Raw genomic sequence first — 18,605 nt, 5'->3', positions numbered from 1 at the left:
CGACGCGGGCCGGGACCTCAGGTGGTCCCGGCCCGGAGCACAGCGCTCGTGCTACTCGCCTTCGAGTGCCGCCACCAGCTGAGGCAGGTTGCCGCCGGCCACGATGAGGGCGAGGTGGTCGTGGTAGTCCCGGCTGCTGACGATCAGGCCGTCGCGGACCCGCAACACCTGGATGTTGGCGGCCTCGAAGGTCCGCCCGGTCCCCCGGTGATGGACCTGGTAGTCGTACTCGGCGACGACCACTTCCGCGTCGTCGGTTTCCCGGACGACCACGTTCGCCGGGGTCAGCTCCACGGGCGAATGTGCGGCGACTTGGGCGAACCGCTCCTCGAGTACGGCCCGCCCCTCGAAGCGGCGCGGACCGACCGGCTCGAAGACGGTTTCCACTACGGCGTCCTCGGCATAGAGCTCGGCCAGTTCCGTGTACCGCCCGGCACTGATGCCGTCGATCAACTTCTGGAAGACCTGTCGTGGCGACAGCGTTTCAGGCATGACCAACCTCCAGTGAGATCCATGGATAGAATCGGACTAGCGACTCCGTTTCGACGATACGGACTGGAGACTCCGGTTGTCCAGGGTGGTTCTGCCGTCGACAGAGAAAGGTGGGAGACGGATGGGTGGCGCTCAGGAGCGCCCGCTGCGGGCGGACGCGGCCCGCAACCGGGCCAGGCTGCTCGACACCGCCACGGAGGTGTTCACCACCCGCGGCGTCAGCGTGCCGACCGAGGAGATCGCCCGGGCCGCCGGGGTCGGAGTCGGCACGCTCTTCAGGCACTTCCCGACCAAGGAGGCCCTGCTGGAAGCCGTGATGGTGCGCAGACTGGAGGCCATGGCCGCCCAGACCGCGCAGCTGGCAGCCGACACGGAGCCCGCCGAGGCCTTCTTCGCCTGCTTCCGCCTGGTGGTGGAACAGTCCGAGGGCAAGAACGAGTTCGCCCAGGCCCTCGCTGCGGCCGGGGTGGACGTGCACGCGTCCCTGCAGGAGCCGACCATGGAGATCCAGGCTCGGCTGGCCGATCTGCTGGCGGGCGCGCAACAGGCGGGGGCGGTCCGCCCGGAGCTCGGCCTGCCCGAGTTCATCGCCCTCCTGGCCGGTACTGGCAGGGCGATGGAACAGCTCGGGGCGGATCCGGAGCCCCGGGAGCGGATCTTCGAGGTGGTCTTCGACGGGCTGCGGCCACGTTGACACGCCTGCGGTGGTCGCCCCCCGGCCGGTTGACCGTCAGGCTTGGTGAAGGGCGATGGTCCAGGTGTGGACGGTGTTCCGGTCTTCGCGGCGTGGGTGGGGCTCGCCGATCCTCGCCGTGATGTGGTCACCGTCCCGGTGCAGGGTCGCCGTGTAGGCCCACGCCCGTTCGGGGTCGACGGGCAGCAGTTCGGCGAGGACGGTGGCATTGAGCCGACGATCGACGGCGCGCAGCACTCCGGCATCGATGACCAGGATGGTGCCGTCCTCAAGGACGAGCGGCCGCGGGCTCGACGAGTCGGTGAGCCGGGGGCCGCGTTCGATGGCGCCGCCGGGCAGCAGGCGGACGACCCGGCTGTCGGTCGGGATGTTGCGGTCGGCCTCGACGACGCGGATGCCGCTGCCGATGACGTAGTGACCGTAGCTGCGCCACGAGTCGACGAGGGTGCCGTCGCGGTCGTACTGCCAGGTGTCGAAGACGTCGTAGCCCTCCAGGCCGAGCAGGAAGCGGCCGCCGCCGAGCGCCGCACCGCGCGCACCGCGCAGTTCGGCGATCAGGGTGCCCTCAGCCAGGTCCAGCAGCAGGGCCGGGCCGAGGTTGCCCCAGGCGGTGTACTCGATGGAGTCCGTGGTGGCCAGGACCCGGCCGCCGGATATGTGGGCGGCGTTGGGGTAGCCGGCGCAGCGGTGGGTCCAGCGGGTGCGGCCGGCCGCGTCGACGCAGCTGATCTCGCCGAGCTTGCCATGGATCCGCAGGTCGTCACGCCACGCGAGCGGCTGCCCTTCGGAACGGTCCGGCTCCTCCGGCGGGTCGCCGGCCTTGCGTCGGTGCTTCACGACGGTGGCGCGCCAGGGGGCGGACGGTGCCCCCGCGGTGTGACCGGTTTCCTCGGACCTGTGCATGGCCGCGATGCTAACCCGCGTCCGGGTGGTGGCCGAGCCGTCTGTCGGACCGAGGCGATCAGTGAAAGGCGGTGGCGTTCTCCGAGGCCCACTGCCGAAACGTTCGGGCGGGCTTTCCCGTGACCTCGGCGACCGTGTCCCGCACCCTCAGCAGCTCGTCGTTGGCGTCCCCTCCCGTGACGTCGAGCACCGCGTCCGCGGCGTCGGATCCGAAGACCGCGGCCATCTGGGCGTGCGCCTGCAGGCGGCTGATCTCGGTGAAGGGCACGTGCCGGCCCAGAGCGGCCGCGATGGCCTCGACCTGTTGCCGGGCGGTCACGGGCTCCGGCCCCGTCAAGGCGTGGACGCGTTCCCGGTGACCGGGCCCGGTCAGCGCGACCCGTGCCACCGACGCGACGTCCGCTGGGTGGATGGTCGGCAGTGCCGTGTCCGCGTACGGGGCGCGTACGGTCCCGTAGGCGCGGATGGACGCCGCCCACATCAGGGCGTTCGAGGCGAACTGCGTCGGACGCAAGATCGTCCAGGCCATGCCGCTGTCCCTGAGCAACTGCTCCACCGCAAGGTTCTCCCTCGCGGGCTCCAGGTGCGGATGCGTCTGGACGGTGATCGACGACACCAACACCACGTGCTCCACACCTGCCTGCCTGGCGGCTTGGATGATGCCGGCGTCCGCGCCGAGACGTGACACGAGGAACAGCGAGCGCATCCCCTCCAGCGCGGGCCGCAGCGACGCCGGGTCCGCCAAGTCACCCTCCGCCGCCGCGACTCCTTCGGGGAAGGCGGCCCGTGCGGCATCACGGGTGAGCGCGCGCAGCGGCCCGGCCCCGTACGCGGACAGCTCCTTCAGCAGCGCGCTGCCGATGTTTCCGGTGGCGCCTGTCACAAGGATCATGCGCATGCCTCCCCTGTCGTCGGGTGATCAACTGGGAGAGACGCTAGGAGCTCAATCACGCTTCAGGTCAAGAGGATCCCCGGCCGCGGGCTGCTCGGCATCGAGCAGCCCGGGCCGGGGCCGGGCCAGTACCGCGCCGGGTGCTACTTCGGTGCGATCCAGAGCTGGCGCTTGTTCGTATTCGCCGTGTAGAGCTGGATCACGGTGCCGTTGGCGGTCGAGCCGCCGGTCACGTCAAGGACCTTGCCCGACGCGACGTGCACGATCTGGCCCTTGCTGTTGACGGACCAGTGTTGCGCAGCCGAGCCGTTGCAGTCATAGAGGCTGATCTTGTTGCCGTTCGTGCTCGCATTGCGTGCGTTGTCCAGGCACTTGCCGAAGGCGCGGAACGTACCGTCCTTGCCCAGAATCCACGACTGGGCCACCGAGCCATTGCAGGTGTAGAGCTGGATCTGCGTGCCGTTCGCTGCCTTTCCGCCCTTGACGTCCAGGCATTTGCCGCCGAGTCCGCTCACCCTGCCCTGCGGGGACAGCGCGGCGCCGGCTCCGGCGGCGAGTCGGCGCAGGCCCTGTACGTCAAACTGCTGTACGTACGTGCCCGCGCGCTTGTCCTGGTACGCGTACGTGGGTGAGCACATGACCGGGAACTGGCCGGAGTCGGTCCCCTTGATGCAGTCGCCCTTGGTCAGGCTGCGGTTGGCGTGCGTCAGCCCCAGCGTGTGCCCGAGCTCGTGGCTGACGTGGTTGCGCAGGTACGTCTCGCCCATGGCAGCGGTCGGCTTCCCGGCCGAGGTGAAGAACTCGCTGTCGATGTAGGCGTGTCCGCTGGTGACGGTGTCGGGCACGGAGGAAGCGGTGAAGCCGCAGCTGAGGTTCGCGCTTCCCGACCCGTCGCGGACCACCTTCCAGCCCGTGCTGCCCATGCTGCCCTCGCCGGCGGGCGGCAGGCACGGCCGGTGCAGGACGCCGACGACCACCTCGCCCTTGAGCCTGGCGTACTCCCAGCCGACCGGCTTGGTGTCGACGGCGACGGAGAGGTTGGTGATGCGCTGCAAGTCCGCGGCAGAGGCCTTCACGTAAGGGGCCAGCCAGTCCGCGGACTTCTGATCGTAGAACTTGATGGTGTAGCCGGTCGGCAGCCATTTGGTCGCACCGCTCAGCTTCCACCCTTCGCCCTGGGGTGGTGCGGGGGCGGCGGCCGCAGCCGCCCTCGGCGCGGGCGCTGCCATCGTAGTGCCCAGTGACATGACACCGTTCTTGAAGCTGGTGTCGTCACTGCCGGACGGAGCGGAGTCCTCCCCGTGGGAGTCGGGCGCCTCCACGGGCACCGACAACTCCTCCGAGCTCGAGGCCGTCGGCTCGGGGTCCTGAGTGCCGAACGCGGTGGAGGAGAGCTGGAGACTTCCCACGATCGCCGCCACGGCTGCCGCCGCGACGATGGATATCCGATGCTTGCCTGTGAATCCCAAGTGCCTGTTTCCCTCTCATACATCAATCGAACAGATGATAGGGCAGGTCAGCAAGGCCCCTGGCAGGCAGTCGAGTTAACGCACCGTACGGTGAACTCGCCGCCACGAGCTCAGCATTGCTTCGGCTCGTAACCCGTGTGGGCGGGCGGGAGAGTGGAGGGTGCGGCGGGAGTCGTTACGGAGTGCGGCTGCTCGGCCGCGGGAACCGGCAGGTGCGGTACGGGATGCGCGTCCCCGGTAGCGTCCCCCGAGCACCCTGCCGATCAGCTCGCCGTCGTTCGCTTCTCCCGCCGGCACCGCACGCCCCGTTCCGTGATTGCGCGTCAATTGAACATCTGGCGGCGGAACAGCAAAGGGCTGTCGTCGGGGCCGCTCAGGGGGTGCGGCCGGTCGCTGAGGGAGGGCTCGACGGTGGACGGTAGTCGAGCATCGAGGTGCGGACCTGGTCGAGGTAGGGCCGGATGCGCTCGAGCTCCGCGCCCTGTTTCTGCACCCTCCACGTGGCGATCCGGTAGGCGGCGGCGAGGTTGAGCGCGGGATCGCCGGGGACGCCTTCCAGTTCCGGGGCGATGGCGCAGAGCATCCTGCCCACGGCCGGGATCGAGTCCTCGGGGGTGAGCGGGGGTTCGGGCACGGTGTGCTGCCTGTCGGGCGGCAGGTAGTACCGCAGGACGCGGGGGGTCCAGCGGGCAATGCCGTATTCGTCTTTGGCCGGGTCGCTGAGGTCGGGGTCGAACCCGCTCTCGGTCTTGAGCATGGCCGCCACCAGCGCGGGGGTGATCTGCGGGACGCCGCACATCGTGCCCGCCTCGATGATCAGGGTCCGGTAGCGCGGTGGGATGTCGGTGTCCGTGCGCAACCACGCGGCGTCCCCGGGGAGTCGGGCGCCCGTGGGCGGTGCTGCCTCGTTCTGCGCCCCGTCCGCGCGGGGCACGGGGGCCTGCCGCGGGCCCGCATCGCCGGACACGGCCACACAGAGCGCCACGAGGACGGCCACGGCGATGCGCAGGGGGGCCGACTGCCGCAACGGCGCTGCCAGGTACGGACTTTGCAGGCGTGGTCGCCGTGGCGGTGCGGCCCGGGTCGGAGGCGCCGCGCTCAGCGGGGAGCCTGTGGGCGGCGGTTGGGGCGGTGGGGGCGGGTCCGGGGGCGGGGTGGTGATGAGGCTGTGCGTGTGGATGCGGCGCTGTTCCCACTCCTCCGGGTCTCCGCCGCACGCGCTCACGAACGCCGCCAGCACCGCGGCGCTGGGCAGCCGGTTGCCGGACGCGGCGTCGGCCAGGGTGGAGGCCGAGTAGTGAGCGCGGGTGGCGAGCTCACGGTAGGGCGGACTCCCCGCCTGCCGTCGTAATTCCCTCAGGTCATGGGCGAATCGGGCCAGGGGGCCCTGCCGGGGATCGAGCGGCTGTTCCTGGCGTCCCACGTCTTGGTCCTCCTTCTCCGCGGGGGCGGGCGGTGTGCCTGGTGCGCGTAGGGGCGGTCCGGCTGTCGCGACGGAGAGCGGGGAGCGGGGAGGCTCCGATGTCCGGCGATTGTCCGGGAACTGTTCGGCAAGGTCACCGGGCCGGGACACGGGGGCTCGACTCCGGTTTGAATGGCCCCGGATCACGGTGTGCGAGGGGCGGGGGGAGCGCCACGGGACCTCGTACTCCGGACCGCTTCCTGCCGGAGGGCCACGGGGTGACCCGCGCCCTCCGGCAGGGAGGCACCGGAGGGTCAGAGGGGGTTCGGCGGCGACATCCATGGACTTATCCAACCCGCCCGAGGGCGCGGTGACTTCGGTTTCCGTCCCGTCGGACCTGTGGGCAACTTCACAGGCCCGCAGGTCAGGGTGGCTTCAGGGTCCCTTGCCAAGTGACCGGCCACTCTTTGTCGGAAGGACATCACTTCATGAGAACCCTGCTGTCCGGTGCGCGCGTCCGCGCGTCTCTTCGCGTCACCGCCACCTCCGCCGCCCTGGCGCTGGCCGTGGCGCTGACCGCCCTCACCGGCCCCTCGGCGCGCGCCGACGCCCCCGCGATCCCGGACTTCACCGACGGCTTCGGCCTGACGCGCGTCGCCGGGGCCACCGAAGTCCGTTCCGGCAGCGACTTCACCCTCACCGTCACCACCCCGCAGCTGTCCGGCCGCCACAAGATCCGCGTCTTCCTGCCCGGCGGCTACGCGGCCGACCCCGCCAAGCGGTGGCCGGTGACGTACTTCCTGCACGGCGGGGGCGGCACCGTGGACGATGCCGGGGCCGCCCCGGCGCTGCGCTCCGACTCCATGATCACCGTGGTGCCGGACGGCGGCCTGAAGGGCTGGTACGCCGACTGGCTCATGCAGAACACCGCCGAGGGCGCGGCGAACTGGGAGACCTTCCACCTCGGCCAGGTCGTCCCCTTCATCGACGCGAACCTGCGCACCGTCGCCGACCCGTCCCACCGGGCCGTCGTGGGCCTGTCGATGGGCGGCTACGGCGCGCTGCACTACGCCGAGGCCCGCCCCGGCCTCTTCGGTCACGTCGCCTCGCTGTCGGGGGGCATCGACTTCGGCATGGCGGAGATACGGGCGGCCGTCCTGGCCACCGAGCTCAACCTCACGGGCGCGTGGTGCGCGGTGAGCACCTCGACTCCGTCCGGCAGCGGCCGGTGCACCGAGTACGGGCCCTACGTCGACAGCGATGCGATCTTCGGCTCGCCCTATCCGGTCTTCAACGCGGACCGCGTCTGGAACGCGGTCAACCCAGCGGCCCCGGCCAACCTGGCCAGGCTGAGCGGCACCGGGATCACTCTCTACACCGGCGATCAGGGACCCCTCGACCACTTCACCGCGATCGCCACCACGACCGTCAAGACCCGTCTGGACCGGCTCGGCATCCCCAGCCGGTTCGTGAACTACGGCAACGGATCGTCGCTGGCCGCCACCTGCGACGGCGGCCACAACTACGGCTGCTGGGCCCCCGCCCTCGCCGACTACATGCCCCGTCTCGCCGCCTCGTTCGCCGCGGCGGGCTAGGCCGTCTCTTTCGGATCTTGTCGGCCGAGCCCGCGGCGTCTGGTGCCGTGCATGGCAAGGCGGAGGGGCGTGCCGCGTACTGGACGTACTCGGGCGCCCCGACAACGCGGCCAGGTGCCGTGCCAGGCGTCGCGGGCCCGACAAGATCCGAAAGAGACGGCCTAGTGCTGTGGCGGCCGGCCGCGCGGGGGACGGCCGGCCCGCCGTGGCACACCACTCGGGGACCGCTCCCGCCGTCCCCGCCCGTTCAGCACCCCACACCATCTGGAGGAATGACCGATGTCCCAGCCTTCACGGTCCGGCGACCACGCCGCCGCCGTCACCCGCAGGACGGTTCTCCGGGCCGGAGCCGGCGTCGCCCTCGCGGCGGGCACGGGTATGGCCGGCGCCATGCCCGCCGCCGCGGCCCCCACGGTCCAGCGGGGTACCCCGCTGTGCGAGCAGCCCGGTGACTCGGCGAACGCGCAGGGACTGGGTTCGGGTGACCTCGCCATCCCCTACCGTCGCGAGCACGACAACTCCTGGGGCTACGTCTTCGGGGACTCCTGGGCCGGTCCGGGCCTGAGCGGCACCTACCTCGGCTCGCCGGTCATGCTGAACCAGGCCGCCTTCGACGCCTCCGGCGCGACCCCGATCTCGTTCACCTGGGCACAGCCGAGGGGTGGCGCCGCCTGGCAGATGTTCGACTACCGGCACGACCAGGACAACGGGCACGGCTGGGAGGTCAGCCGCATTCCGAGCGACTGCATCGAGTTCGGCGGCCGCACCTACATCCAGTACACCTCCGTGGCCGTGTGGGGCCCGCCCGCCGGCTACGACGGCTCGCTGATGTCGGGGGTGGCGTACTCCGATGACCACGGCGTCACCTGGCACGACTACCCGTACCACTGGGCCGGTGACACGCAGGGCGTCAACCAGTCCATGTACGGGATGTGGTCCTTCGCGGGCATCGACCCCGACGGCTGGCTGTACATCTTCTCCAAGCGGTGGAACGGCAGCCACCGCAACACCGCCGACGGCGGCGCGATCCAGCTGTTCCGCATCTGGCCGGACGATTTCCGCGCGGGCAACTTCGGCGCCCAGCAGAACTGGGTCTTCGCGGACAACCGCTGGCAGTGGACCAGCGCGGCCCAGCCCACTCCGATCCTGACGGGGAACAACATCGGCGAGTTCTCGGTGAAGCGGATCGGCGGCACGTACTGCATGAGCTACTTCGACGTGACCGACTACTCGATCTGCACGCGGACCGCGTCCCGGCCGGATGCCGTGTGGACGGCGCCCAAGCCGCAGATCGTCGGAAACAACTCCTGGCCTCCCAACCACTGGGGCAAGCCGCAACTCCCGTTCCTGTACGGCGGATACATCCACCCGGGCAGCGCCGGTCCGACGTCCCTGACGCTGATCGTGTCGCAGTGGAACGGCCAGGTCGGGCAGTCGCCCTACCGGGTGCTGCAGTACGACGCCGTCAATCCGTGACCCGTGCCCGGTAACCCATGACCCGTGACCCATGACCACCCAAGGAGCGAGACATGTCAGTGGCCTTAGGCAAGGCGCGGTTCGCGGCGCTCGTCGGTGCGGTGTGCGCTGCGGTGCTGACCCTGCCGTCGTCGCCCGCGCAAGCCCGGACCTCCGCGGACCACGCCGGCACGCTGGCGGCGCTCAAGACGTTCCAGGCGAACGCGGGTCCGGGGGCCGCCGTGCACGCCGGTGACGGCGCCGGCTCCTGGACCCTCTCCGTCGGTACCGGCACCATCAACACCAACCGGCCGATCCAGGCGACGGAGCACTACCGCATCGGCAGCCAGACCAAGGTCTTCACCGCCGCGGCGGTGCTGCAACTGGTCGACGAGGGCACGGTCGCCCTCGACACGCCGATCGAGCGGTACCTGCCGGGCGTGGTCCGCGGCAAGGGGCACGACGGCAACGTCATCACGGTGCGCCATCTGCTCCAGCACACCAGCGGCATCCCGGTGAACTCCCTGCCGGCTCCGCAGGCCGCGCCGGACGGCACGTACACGCTGGCCGCGGTGGTGGCGGACGGGCTGCGTCTGTCCTCGGCGTCCGCGCCCGGCACCACGTTCGCGTACTCCAACACCAACTACGAGATCCTCGGCATGCTCCTCGAGAAGGTGACGGGCCTGCCGGCCCACGAGGTGATCACCCGCCGGATCATCGCGCCGCTCGGCCTGTCGTGGACCCGCTTCCCGGCGCCGGGCGACCGTGCCCTCCCCACTCCGGCCGTCCGCGGGTACCACGGCATCCGGGTGGGCTCGTTCTACTTCTGGACCGACGTGCCGGCTTTCGAGCCCTCCTTCTTCAGCACCTCAGGCGCGATGATCTCGACACTGCAGGACGTCACCGCGTTCCACCAGGCGCTGCTCGGCGGCAGGGTCGTCTCACCAGCGGGCCTGGCCGAGATGGAAAAGGTGATCAGCTTGGGCGCCCCCGACTCGGGCTTCGGGTACGGGCTCGGCCTGATCAGGCACCCCCTTCCGTGCGGCGGCGTGGCCTGGGGGCATGACGGCGCGATACCGGGCTACTACACACAGACACTGGTCACCGAGGACGGGCGGCACGCGTCCGTGGTGACCAATGCCCACCTCACGACCCGGATTCCCGCGGAGCAGATGAACGCGCTGCTGAATTCGGCTCTGTGCGAGAACCGGTCCTGAGGGGCGGGACGCGCGTCCGCTCCTGATCGCCGAAGACCTCCTGCGCGGTGCAGGTGCGTGGTCGCCCGGGCCGTGTCCGGCGGCCGCGTCCGGGCCCCCGTCGCCGCGCAGGAGGTCTTCGTGCGGGGTCGTCGCCCCTTCGCGAGCAGGTCCGGGCCCCGGTCACCGATGTGCCGGGTTCTGTCAAGTTACGAATAGCCGGGGCTACGGCCTCCTCCCTTGTCCGGGCACGGTGGAATTCCAGCCGTGCCGACCGCGTGGCGCTCGTCCCACCCCGCCGCCCCGGTTGCTGTCCGCCCAGGGCACCAGGACAAGGAAGACTCCTCATGACCGACATCGCGATCACCGGACTCGGATGCCGCTTCCCCGGCGCCCCCGACATCCACGCGTACTGGAAGCTCCTGATGAGCGGCGAACGGCAGTTCTCGGCCGTCCCGGCGGAGCGCTGGAACCACGAGACCTTCCACGCACCCGGCGACCGGTCCGCCCCCAATGCCGCGTACACCGACCAGGTCGCCTTCCTGGAGCAGGTGGACCGCTTCGACGCCCTGCACTACGGGGTGCCGCCGGCTCGGGCCCGGGCCATGGACCCGCAGCACCGGCTGATGCTGGACGTCTCGCGCGAGGCCCTCGACGACGCGGGGCTGGGCCGCGGCGACTTCGACCGGGAGAACACCGGGGTCTTCTTCGGAATATCGGTGTCCGACTACAAGGACCTGATGACGGCCCCCATCCGGGCCATCACCCTGGCCGACGACTCCGACGAGTCCGACGAGTCCGACGAGCGGGACGCGGCGGACCGCCCCGGTGGCCTCGACGCGGCCAAGGAGCAGGCAGGCCGGCTCGGCACCGTCGATGCCTTCACCCTGCCCGGGAGCCTTCTCAACATGGCGTCCGGCACCGTCAGCCGGCAGTTCGACCTCGGGGGCCCCAGCTTCACCGTCGACGCCGCCTGCTCCGGCTCCCTGGTCGCCCTCGACCAGGCGATCGCCCACCTGCGCCAGGGCACCTGCCGGATCGCCGTCGTCGGCGGCGTGTACCTCAACCTCACTCCCGACAGCCTGGTCGGCTTCTCCAGGCTCCGCGCGCTGTCCGCCACCGGGGTGTGCCGCCCGTTCGACGAGGGGGCCGACGGCTTCGTCCTCGGCGAAGGCGCCGGTGTCGTCGTCATACGGCCGCTGGCCGACGCGCTCGCCGACGGCGACCGTGTCTACGCGGTGATCAAGGGCATCGGATCGGCCAACGACGGCGCGTCTCCCGGACCCCTCGTCCCGACCGCCGAGGGCCAGCTGCGCGCCATGCACCGGGCCTACGACGACGCGGGCGTTGCCCCCTCCTCCGTGGGCTTCCTCGAGGCCCACGGCACCGGCACCGCCGCGGGCGACCGTGCCGAGGTCGAGGCGCTGCGCCGGCTGCGCACCGAGTTCCCCGACGACGACCCCAGCCTGTGCTACCTCGGCTCGGGCAAGGCCCTCATCGGGCACGCCCTGTCCGCGGCGGGCATCGCGGGACTGATCAAGACGGCCCTCGTCGTCCACCACCGCACGATCGTCCCGCAGCCGGAGACCACCCCCCACCCGGACCTGGGCATCTCCGCCGCGGGCCTGCGCTTCGCCGACACCGCGCGGCCCTGGCCGAGCACGGGCGCTCCGCGGCGTGCCGCCGTCAGCTCGTTCGGCTTCGGCGGCACGAACGTCCACGTGGTTCTGGAGGAGCGGCCGGCCCGGGCCGCCGCCGGCCCCCTCCCCGTACGCGCCGAAGCGGCCGGACCCCAGCTCGTCCTGCTGTCGGCCGGCAATCCCGGACTGCTGGACGAGCACATCGGCGCCGTACTCGACGTACTCGACGGACTCGACACGGCGGACCGCCCGCCGATCACGGCACTGGCCCACACCCTGGGCGCGCGCAAGCCGATGACGGCCCGCCTCGCGATCGTGGCCGCCGACACGACGGAATTCACCGAGCGGCTGCGCCACGCACGCCGGCAGCTCGCCGACGGTGCCACGGGCGACCTCGGCGACGGCGCCTTCGCCGCCGCCGCTCCCCTGCCCGCCGAGCAGCGCCGCATCGCCTTCCTCTTCCCCGGTCAGGGCAGTCAGCAGCCGGCCGTGATGCGGGACCTCTACGAGAGGTTCACCGGCTTCCGGGCGGCCGTCGACGTCCTGAGCGCAGTGGCTCGGAAGGACACCGGTCTCGACCTCACCGATCTGCTGTACGGCCAGGCCGCCACCCCCCATCGCGACCCCGAGGAACTCAGGCAGCGGATCGCCGCCACCGATGTGTGCCAGCCGCTGCTCGGTACCGTCCAGACGGCCTCCACCCGTTTCCTCGCCGACTGCGGCATCACCCCCGACCTCGCCCTCGGCCACAGCGTCGGAGAGTTCGCCGCGGCCGCGGCGGCCGGAGCACTCACCGACGAGGACACCATCCGGCTGCTGACCCGCCGCGGCGCGGCCCTGCGGCAGGCCGAGACCGGCCTCGGGGGCGGGATGCTCGCCGTGCAGAGCGACAAGGAGACCTGCCGCCGGCTCACCGACGGCATCGACGACGTGTGGCTCGCCTGCTTCAACCAGCCGCGGCAGGTCGTGGTCAGCGGCACGCCGCAAGGGCTCGCCGCCATGCGGCAGGCCTGCGCCGAGGCCGGGATCGTCACGGTGACGCTGGAGGTGTCCAACGCCTTCCACTCGCCGCGGCTGGCCTCCGCCGAGGAGACCATGCGCGCGGACCTCGCGAACCGCCGCATCAGCAGTCCCGTCCTGCCGTTCGTCTCGTCCGTGAACGCGGAGGTCTGCACCGATCCCGACCGCCTGCGCGAGCTGTGGGCCCGGCACGCGTCCACGCCGGTCCACTTCGGCGATGCCGTCCGCACCGCCTACGACCAGGGGGCCCGCGTCTTCCTCCAGGTGACCGGCGGCAGCTCGCTCCTCACCTCGGTCCGCCGCAACCTCACCGGCCACGGCGACGTTCACGTCATCCCCGCCGGAGGGGAGGCGCCGGACAGTGGACGCGCCTTCGTACGGGCCCTCGCCCGGCTCGCGGTCCTGGGCGCCCCGGTCGACCCGCGCGCCCTGGTTCCCGTGGAAGACCGCCGTCTGCTGGACCTGCCGGTGGCGAGGCTCGAAACCCAGTCCTACTGGGTGCCGGGCAGGCGCCCCGCGAAGAACGACGCGTCCGCGTCCGCCCTCACGCCCCAGCCCGTACTGCCCCAGCCCGTACCGTCCCAGGAGACTTCGATGAACGCCCCCGTGAACCACCCGGTGAACGACCACATGAACGAACTGCTCCAGCTGGTTCAGCAGCAGGTCACCCTGCTCACCCGCCTCGGCGCGGCGCTCAGCGAACCGAGCCCTGCCGCACAGGTCACCGCCCCGGCGACCGCCGCACAGGTTCCCGCTCCGCCCGCCGCCGCACGGGTCACCGCTCCGCCGGCCGCCGAAACCGCACCCGTGCCCGCTTCCCCGGCCGTGCCCGACCCCGCTGCCCCGGCCCCCTCGCCCGCTTCTCGCGCAGCGGCCGACAAGGAACCCTCGCTGATCGGGAGCATCGACGAGGTCACCGACGCCGTACTCGCGCACGTCGCCCGGATCAGCGCGTTTCCGGTGAGCCATCTGCGCAACGACCAGCTGCTGATCGACGACCTCGGTTTCGATTCGCTGATGCTCACCGACCTGTTCACCTCCATCAAGCGGCAGTGGCCGCGGTGGATGTTCGACGAGACGATCGCCGACCGGCCGACCGTCGGGAGGATCGCCGCGCTGATCGCGAACGGCTCCGCGGACGCCGTACCGGCAGCGGTCCCCGGACCACGGGCGGTCCACAGCGATGAAAGCCCGCCCTCACCGCCCGCCGACCCGCCGCCCGCCGACCCGCGTACGGACCCGCGTACGGACCTGCCTGACGCGGACGGCTCCGCCACCACCCCGCAGCCCGAGGAGCACACGCGGATCGAGTGCTTCCCGGAGGTCACCGCCCACGGCGAGCGCGTCGCCTCGATCGCCCGGATGGGGCTGCCCAATCCGTACTTCCTCGTCCACGAGGGCGGTATGACGGACACGACCGTCATCGACGGCCGGGAACTCCTCTCGTTCTCCAGCTACAACTACCTGGGCATGGCGACGCACCCTCGGGTGAACGAGGCGGCCAAGGAGGCGATCGAGCGCTGTGGCACGTCGGTGTCCGCCAGCCGGCTGCTGTCCGGCAGCCGTCCGCTCCACCTGGAACTCGAGACGGAACTCGCCGACCTCCTCGGATGCGAAGCCGCGGTCACCCTGGCCAACGGGCACGCCACCAACGTCACCGTGATCGGGCACCTCGTCGGACCCGGGGACCTCGTCATCCACGACTCCCTCGCCCACGACAGCATCCTGCAGGGATGCAAGCTCTCCGGAGCGACCCGGCGGCCGTTCCCCCACAACGACGCAGCCGCGCTCGACGCCATCCTCACGCAGGTCCGCCACCAGTACCGGCGGGTGCTCGTGGTCATCGAGGGCGTGTACAGCATGGACGGCGACATCGCCGACCTGCCCGCCCTGGTCCAGGTCAAGCGCCGGCACGGCGCGCTGCTGATGATCGACGAGGCGCACAGCATCGGCACGACCGGCGCGACGGGGCGCGGCATCGGCGAGCACTTCGGCGTCGACCGCTCGGCCGTCGACCTGTGGTCGGGCACGCTGTCGAAGGCACTGGCGAGCTGCGGTGGCTATGTCGCCGGGAAGCGCTCGGTCGTCGAGTACCTGCGCTACACCGTTCCCGGCTTCGTCTACAGCGCCGGAATGACCCCGGCCGACACCGCCGCGTCCCTGACCGCCCTGCGAGTGCTGCGTGCCGAGCCGCAGCGCGTGACCCGTCTTGCGCAGAACGCCGCCCTGTTCGTCCGCCTCGCACGCGATGCGGGCATCGACATCGGGGACAGTCACGACACACCGATCGTCCCGTGCATCGTCGGGGACTCGCTGAAGGCCCTGCGACTGGCGGAGGCCCTGTTCCAGCAGGGCATCAGCGTCAATCCCATCCTCTACCCGGCAGTACCCGAGGAGATGGCCCGGCTGCGGTTCTTCATCACCTGTGACCACACTCCCGACCAGATCCGTCAGGCGGTGACCGCGCTGGAGTGCGAGCTGCGGCGCCTGGACCCGGCCCTCGCCGCCGCCTGACCCCCCGCCGCCATGCACACCCCCTTCCCGTCGATCGCGCCGGGCGACGTCCACCGATGGGGCGGAGCCGCCCTCATCGTGGCCCGGCGCCCCGACCTCCAAGAGGTACCGGCTCTCTCACCGGCCGAACAGCGTGTGGTCCAGGCGCTGCCGGCCTGGCGGCAGCGCGAGTGGCTGGCCGGCCGTCTGCTCGCCAAGCGCCTGGTCGGCGAGGTCGTCGCCGTCCCGGCGAGCGACGTGGAGATCCTCCCCAGGGAGGACGGCAGCCCCTGCGTCGTCGTCGGCGGCAGCCCGATGCCCGCCGTGAACGTCTCCATCAGCCACACCGCAGGCCACGTCGCCGCGGCCCTCGCACCGGAACCGGTCGGAGTGGACCTGTGCGAGACCGCCTCGGCAGCCGCGGTGCGCCGCGTCGCTGACCACGTCCTCTCCCCCGCGGAGCTCTCCCTCATCGGGACGGACCGGGCCGATGCCATGGCCGGCGCCTGGGCGCTGAAGGAATCCGCGGTCAAGGCCGACCGGAGCGGCATCTTCGGCGCCGCTCCGCGCCGCGTCGTGATCCTCGGCCTGCGGCCGCCCGTACTGAGCGGGGGGCGCCGCGCGATGGTGTGGCAGGCGGGGGGCGCGGTCCTCGCCCTCGTCCTCGCGGAGCCGTGACAGCACTGCATTGGTGCTCCTTGCCCTGCCGGATCATGCTTGTCAGTGGAGCCCCCGGCCGTGCAGGTTGCCGTAGGAACAGCGGCAAAGGAACTAGCGAGGGTGAGATGAGCGGCGATGGAGCAACTTCCCACCTCTCCTGGTGAGCGGCCGCAGGAGACACCGGAGGAGACGAACGCCTCCCATGAGCCGCCGTACACGGCCACGGCCACCATCAGCGAGCAGGGCATCGTGACCGAGTGGGGTGAGGATGCCCGTCGACTCCTCGGCTACGTGCCCTCCGAGGTCGTGGGACTGCCCGCCGCCCGCCTGCTCGCCGATGGCGTCGGCGCTACGGTGCGGCGGATCCCGCCGCCCGGGCAGGAGCGGTGGAACGGCACGGTGGCGCTACGGCACCGCGACGGCCGGCGCCTCGAACTGGCACTGCTCGCGCACCGCTCGACGTCCACCGACGGGACCGCCGAGTGGTCCGTGGTGTCCGCCGTGGCGGGCGAGGCGCGTGCGGCCTGGGGCGAAGCGCTGCCGGATTGGACGTTCACCCAGTCCCCCTGCTTCCTGGCGATCTTCGACACCGACCTGCGGCTCGTGCGGGCGAACGCCGGCATGGAACGCACGCTCGGCCTCACGGAGGCGGAGATGCGCGGCCTGCGTCTGCGGGACATCGCGCCGGATCCCGTGAGCGACGAGACCGAGCGGGGGATGCGCCTGGCGTTGGAGAGCGGTGAGCCGCAGTACGTGGATGCCTTCGTCCACTTCAGGGGTGCGGGCGCGGAGCACGGCTGGGCGACCTCGCTGGCCCCGTTGCGGGACCCGGACGGCCGGGTGCGCGCCGTGTGCCTGGCCGCGCACGACAGGACCGGGATCCAGGTCGATCAGCAGCAGATGGTCCTGCCGGACCTCGCCGACGCCCCCGTCGGCACCACCGCGGACAGCACCCGCACCGCGGAGGAACTGGCCGCGGCCGCCGTCCCCCGGCTCGCCGACTTCGCGGTCGTCGACCTGCTGGAACCGCTCCCGCGCGGCGACGAGCCGTCCTCCGGCCCGGCCGAAGGGCCGATCACCGTGTGCCGCACCGCGGTGCGGTCGATCGTCGGGGGAAGCCCGGAGTCCCGTGTCGGGGTCGGAGAGACGACCGTGTATCCGCCGCAGTCGCCTCCCGTGGAGTGTCTGACCGCGGGCCGCGGCGCCGTGTACGGGACGTCCGAGCCGGCCATCGCCCGATGGGCGGCCCAGGACCCCGGGGCCGGCTGGATCAGCGAGTACGGGACCCACTCGATGATGATGGTGCCGCTGCGTGCCGGCGGCACCACTCTCGGCTTGGCCGTCTTCAGCCGCCAGGCCCACCGGGAGGCCTTCCAGCCGGAGGACCTGCGGCTGGCGGAGGAGATCACGGCCAGGGCGGCCGCCGGCATCCACAAGGCCGGCCGGCACGCGCGGGAGCACACCAGCACCATGACGCTCCAGCGCAGCCTGCTGCCGCACACGCTGCCGAATCAGTCGGCGCTGGAGATCGCTTCCCGCTACCTGCCCGCAGGTACCGAGGCGGGGGTCGGCGGCGACTGGTTCGACGTGATCCCGCTGTCCGGCGCCCGGGTGGCCCTGGTCGTGGGCGATGTCGTCGGCCACGGCATCCGCGCCTCCGCCACCATGGGCCGGCTGCGCACCGCCGTACGCACGCTGGCCGACGTCGACCTGCCGCCCGACGAGCTGCTCACCCACCTCGACGACCTGATCATCCACCTGTCCGCCGACGAGGCCGACCGGGAGGCCGCCGGGGAATCCGCCGGGGGTATCGGCACCACCTGCCTGTACGTGGTCTACGACCCGGTCACCAGCCGCTGCACCGTCGCCCGGGCCGGGCACCCCCCGCCCGCCGTGGTCTCCCCCGAAGGCTCCGTGTACCTCCTCGACGTCCCGGCCGGACCGCCGCTGGGCCTGGGGGGCCTCCCCTTCGAGACCATCGAGGTCGAGCTTCCCGAGGGCAGCATCCTCGCCCTGTACACCGACGGTCTGCTGCAAGCCCGCGACCATGACATCGACGAGGCCCTGGACAGCATGTTCGCGGCCCTCGCCCGTCCGGCCGCCACGCTGGAGACGGTCTGCGACCGCGTACTGACGACCATGCTGAGCCACCGTCCCGATGACGACGTCGCCCTGCTCGTCGCCCGGACCCGGGCCCTGCATGCCGACAAGGTCGTCATCTGGGACCTGTCCTCCGACCCCTCCGTCGTCGCCGACGCCCGTCGGCAGGCCACCGACCAGCTGACGGTCTGGGGGCTCGACGAGGCCGCCTTCGTCACCGAGCTGGTGGTCAGCGAACTGGTCACCAATGCCATCCGCTACGGCCAGCCGCCCATCCAGCTACGGCTGATTCACGAGAACACCACCCTGATCTGCGAGGTCTCCGACGCGAGCAACACCGCCCCGCACATGCGGCGTGCCCGGACCTTCGACGAGGGAGGGCGGGGCCTGATGCTGGTCGCCCAGCTCACCCAGCGCTGGGGCACCCGGCATGCCCCCATCGGCAAGACCATCTGGGCCGAGCAGTCCCTCGTCGGGTTCTGAAGAGGGGCGTGCGGGCGTTAGAGGGGCGTGCGGGCGTTAGAGGGGCGTGCGGGCGTTCCCTGTGACACGCCTGTGACAGTCGGCGGACACGGCCATGAAGTCGGGCGGACA

The 18,605-nt window shown here is 71.6% G+C and carries 12 protein-coding genes; 7 read left to right on the top strand and 5 right to left on the bottom strand.

Annotated features, from left to right (window positions below):
• Positions 1-51: 51 nt before the first annotated feature.
• Positions 52-492 (bottom strand): nuclear transport factor 2 family protein, encoded by a 441-nt coding sequence (locus ACZ45T_RS25990; RefSeq protein ID WP_468445237.1) that lies wholly within the window; start codon positions 490-492, stop codon positions 52-54.
• A 121-nt stretch (positions 493-613) separates the two neighbouring features.
• Here ACZ45T_RS25990 and ACZ45T_RS25985 point away from each other — a divergent pair, with 121 nt between their 5' ends.
• Positions 614-1,186, top strand: a complete 573-nt coding sequence (locus tag ACZ45T_RS25985) for a TetR/AcrR family transcriptional regulator (RefSeq protein ID WP_468445235.1) — start codon at positions 614-616, stop codon at positions 1,184-1,186.
• A gap of 36 nt (positions 1,187-1,222) precedes the next feature.
• Here ACZ45T_RS25985 and ACZ45T_RS25980 read toward each other — a convergent pair whose 3' ends face one another.
• The 4 genes from ACZ45T_RS25980 to ACZ45T_RS25965 all read right to left on the bottom strand — a co-directional run bounded on the left by ACZ45T_RS25980 (position 1,223) and on the right by ACZ45T_RS25965 (position 5,873).
• Positions 1,223-2,089, bottom strand: a complete 867-nt coding sequence (locus ACZ45T_RS25980; protein WP_468445233.1) for a hypothetical protein — start codon at positions 2,087-2,089, stop codon at positions 1,223-1,225.
• 58 nt (positions 2,090-2,147) lie between these two features.
• Complete coding sequence (locus ACZ45T_RS25975) at positions 2,148-2,981, bottom strand: NAD(P)H-binding protein (protein WP_468445231.1); 834 nt, start codon at positions 2,979-2,981, stop codon at positions 2,148-2,150.
• 143 nt (positions 2,982-3,124) lie between these two features.
• A complete protein-coding gene (locus ACZ45T_RS25970) occupies positions 3,125-4,390 on the bottom strand; it encodes an RICIN domain-containing protein (protein ID WP_468445229.1) in 1,266 nt (421 codons plus the stop codon).
• Between the two features lie 433 nt (positions 4,391-4,823).
• Entirely contained in the window at positions 4,824-5,873 is a 1,050-nt protein-coding gene (locus ACZ45T_RS25965) for a helix-turn-helix domain-containing protein (RefSeq protein WP_468445227.1), read from the bottom strand.
• Positions 5,874-6,340: 467 nt separating this feature from the next.
• Here ACZ45T_RS25965 and ACZ45T_RS25960 point away from each other — a divergent pair, with 467 nt between their 5' ends.
• The 6 genes from ACZ45T_RS25960 to ACZ45T_RS25935 all read left to right on the top strand — a co-directional run bounded on the left by ACZ45T_RS25960 (position 6,341) and on the right by ACZ45T_RS25935 (position 18,494).
• A complete protein-coding gene (locus tag ACZ45T_RS25960) occupies positions 6,341-7,447 on the top strand; it encodes an alpha/beta hydrolase (RefSeq protein ID WP_468445225.1) in 1,107 nt (368 codons plus the stop codon).
• 279 nt (positions 7,448-7,726) lie between these two features.
• Positions 7,727-8,923, top strand: coding sequence for a DUF4185 domain-containing protein (locus tag ACZ45T_RS25955; RefSeq protein ID WP_468445223.1), 1,197 nt, complete (start codon positions 7,727-7,729; stop codon positions 8,921-8,923).
• Between the two features lie 53 nt (positions 8,924-8,976).
• Positions 8,977-10,119 carry a serine hydrolase domain-containing protein gene (locus ACZ45T_RS25950; RefSeq protein ID WP_468445221.1) on the top strand — a complete coding sequence of 381 codons (1,143 nt, stop codon included), beginning with the start codon at positions 8,977-8,979 and terminating at the stop codon, positions 10,117-10,119.
• A 326-nt stretch (positions 10,120-10,445) separates the two neighbouring features.
• Complete coding sequence (locus ACZ45T_RS25945; protein WP_468445219.1) at positions 10,446-15,272, top strand: aminotransferase class I/II-fold pyridoxal phosphate-dependent enzyme; 4,827 nt, start codon at positions 10,446-10,448, stop codon at positions 15,270-15,272.
• Between the two features lie 12 nt (positions 15,273-15,284).
• Positions 15,285-15,929, top strand: coding sequence for a 4'-phosphopantetheinyl transferase family protein (locus ACZ45T_RS25940; RefSeq protein WP_468445217.1), 645 nt, complete (start codon positions 15,285-15,287; stop codon positions 15,927-15,929).
• Positions 15,930-16,046: 117 nt separating this feature from the next.
• A complete protein-coding gene (locus ACZ45T_RS25935) occupies positions 16,047-18,494 on the top strand; it encodes a SpoIIE family protein phosphatase (protein ID WP_468445215.1) in 2,448 nt (815 codons plus the stop codon).
• The last annotated feature ends 111 nt before the right edge of the window (positions 18,495-18,605 follow it).

Source organism: Streptomyces sp. NPDC030995 (assembly GCF_055571215.1).
The sequence above is the reverse complement of the archived record's forward strand: the minus strand, read 5'-3'. Positions and strand labels throughout refer to the sequence as shown.

Coding starts and splice junctions, on each gene's coding strand:
- ACZ45T_RS25945 (WP_468445219.1), top strand. CDS start 10,446: ATGACCGACATCGCGATCACCGGACTCGGATGCCGCTTCCCCGGCGCC.
- ACZ45T_RS25935 (WP_468445215.1), top strand. CDS start 16,047: ATGGAGCAACTTCCCACCTCTCCTGGTGAGCGGCCGCAGGAGACACCG.
- ACZ45T_RS25990 (WP_468445237.1), bottom strand. CDS start 492: ATGCCTGAAACGCTGTCGCCACGACAGGTCTTCCAGAAGTTGATCGAC.
- ACZ45T_RS25950 (WP_468445221.1), top strand. CDS start 8,977: ATGTCAGTGGCCTTAGGCAAGGCGCGGTTCGCGGCGCTCGTCGGTGCG.
- ACZ45T_RS25960 (WP_468445225.1), top strand. CDS start 6,341: ATGAGAACCCTGCTGTCCGGTGCGCGCGTCCGCGCGTCTCTTCGCGTC.
- ACZ45T_RS25975 (WP_468445231.1), bottom strand. CDS start 2,981: ATGATCCTTGTGACAGGCGCCACCGGAAACATCGGCAGCGCGCTGCTG.
- ACZ45T_RS25985 (WP_468445235.1), top strand. CDS start 614: ATGGGTGGCGCTCAGGAGCGCCCGCTGCGGGCGGACGCGGCCCGCAAC.
- ACZ45T_RS25980 (WP_468445233.1), bottom strand. CDS start 2,089: ATGCACAGGTCCGAGGAAACCGGTCACACCGCGGGGGCACCGTCCGCC.
- ACZ45T_RS25955 (WP_468445223.1), top strand. CDS start 7,727: ATGTCCCAGCCTTCACGGTCCGGCGACCACGCCGCCGCCGTCACCCGC.
- ACZ45T_RS25940 (WP_468445217.1), top strand. CDS start 15,285: ATGCACACCCCCTTCCCGTCGATCGCGCCGGGCGACGTCCACCGATGG.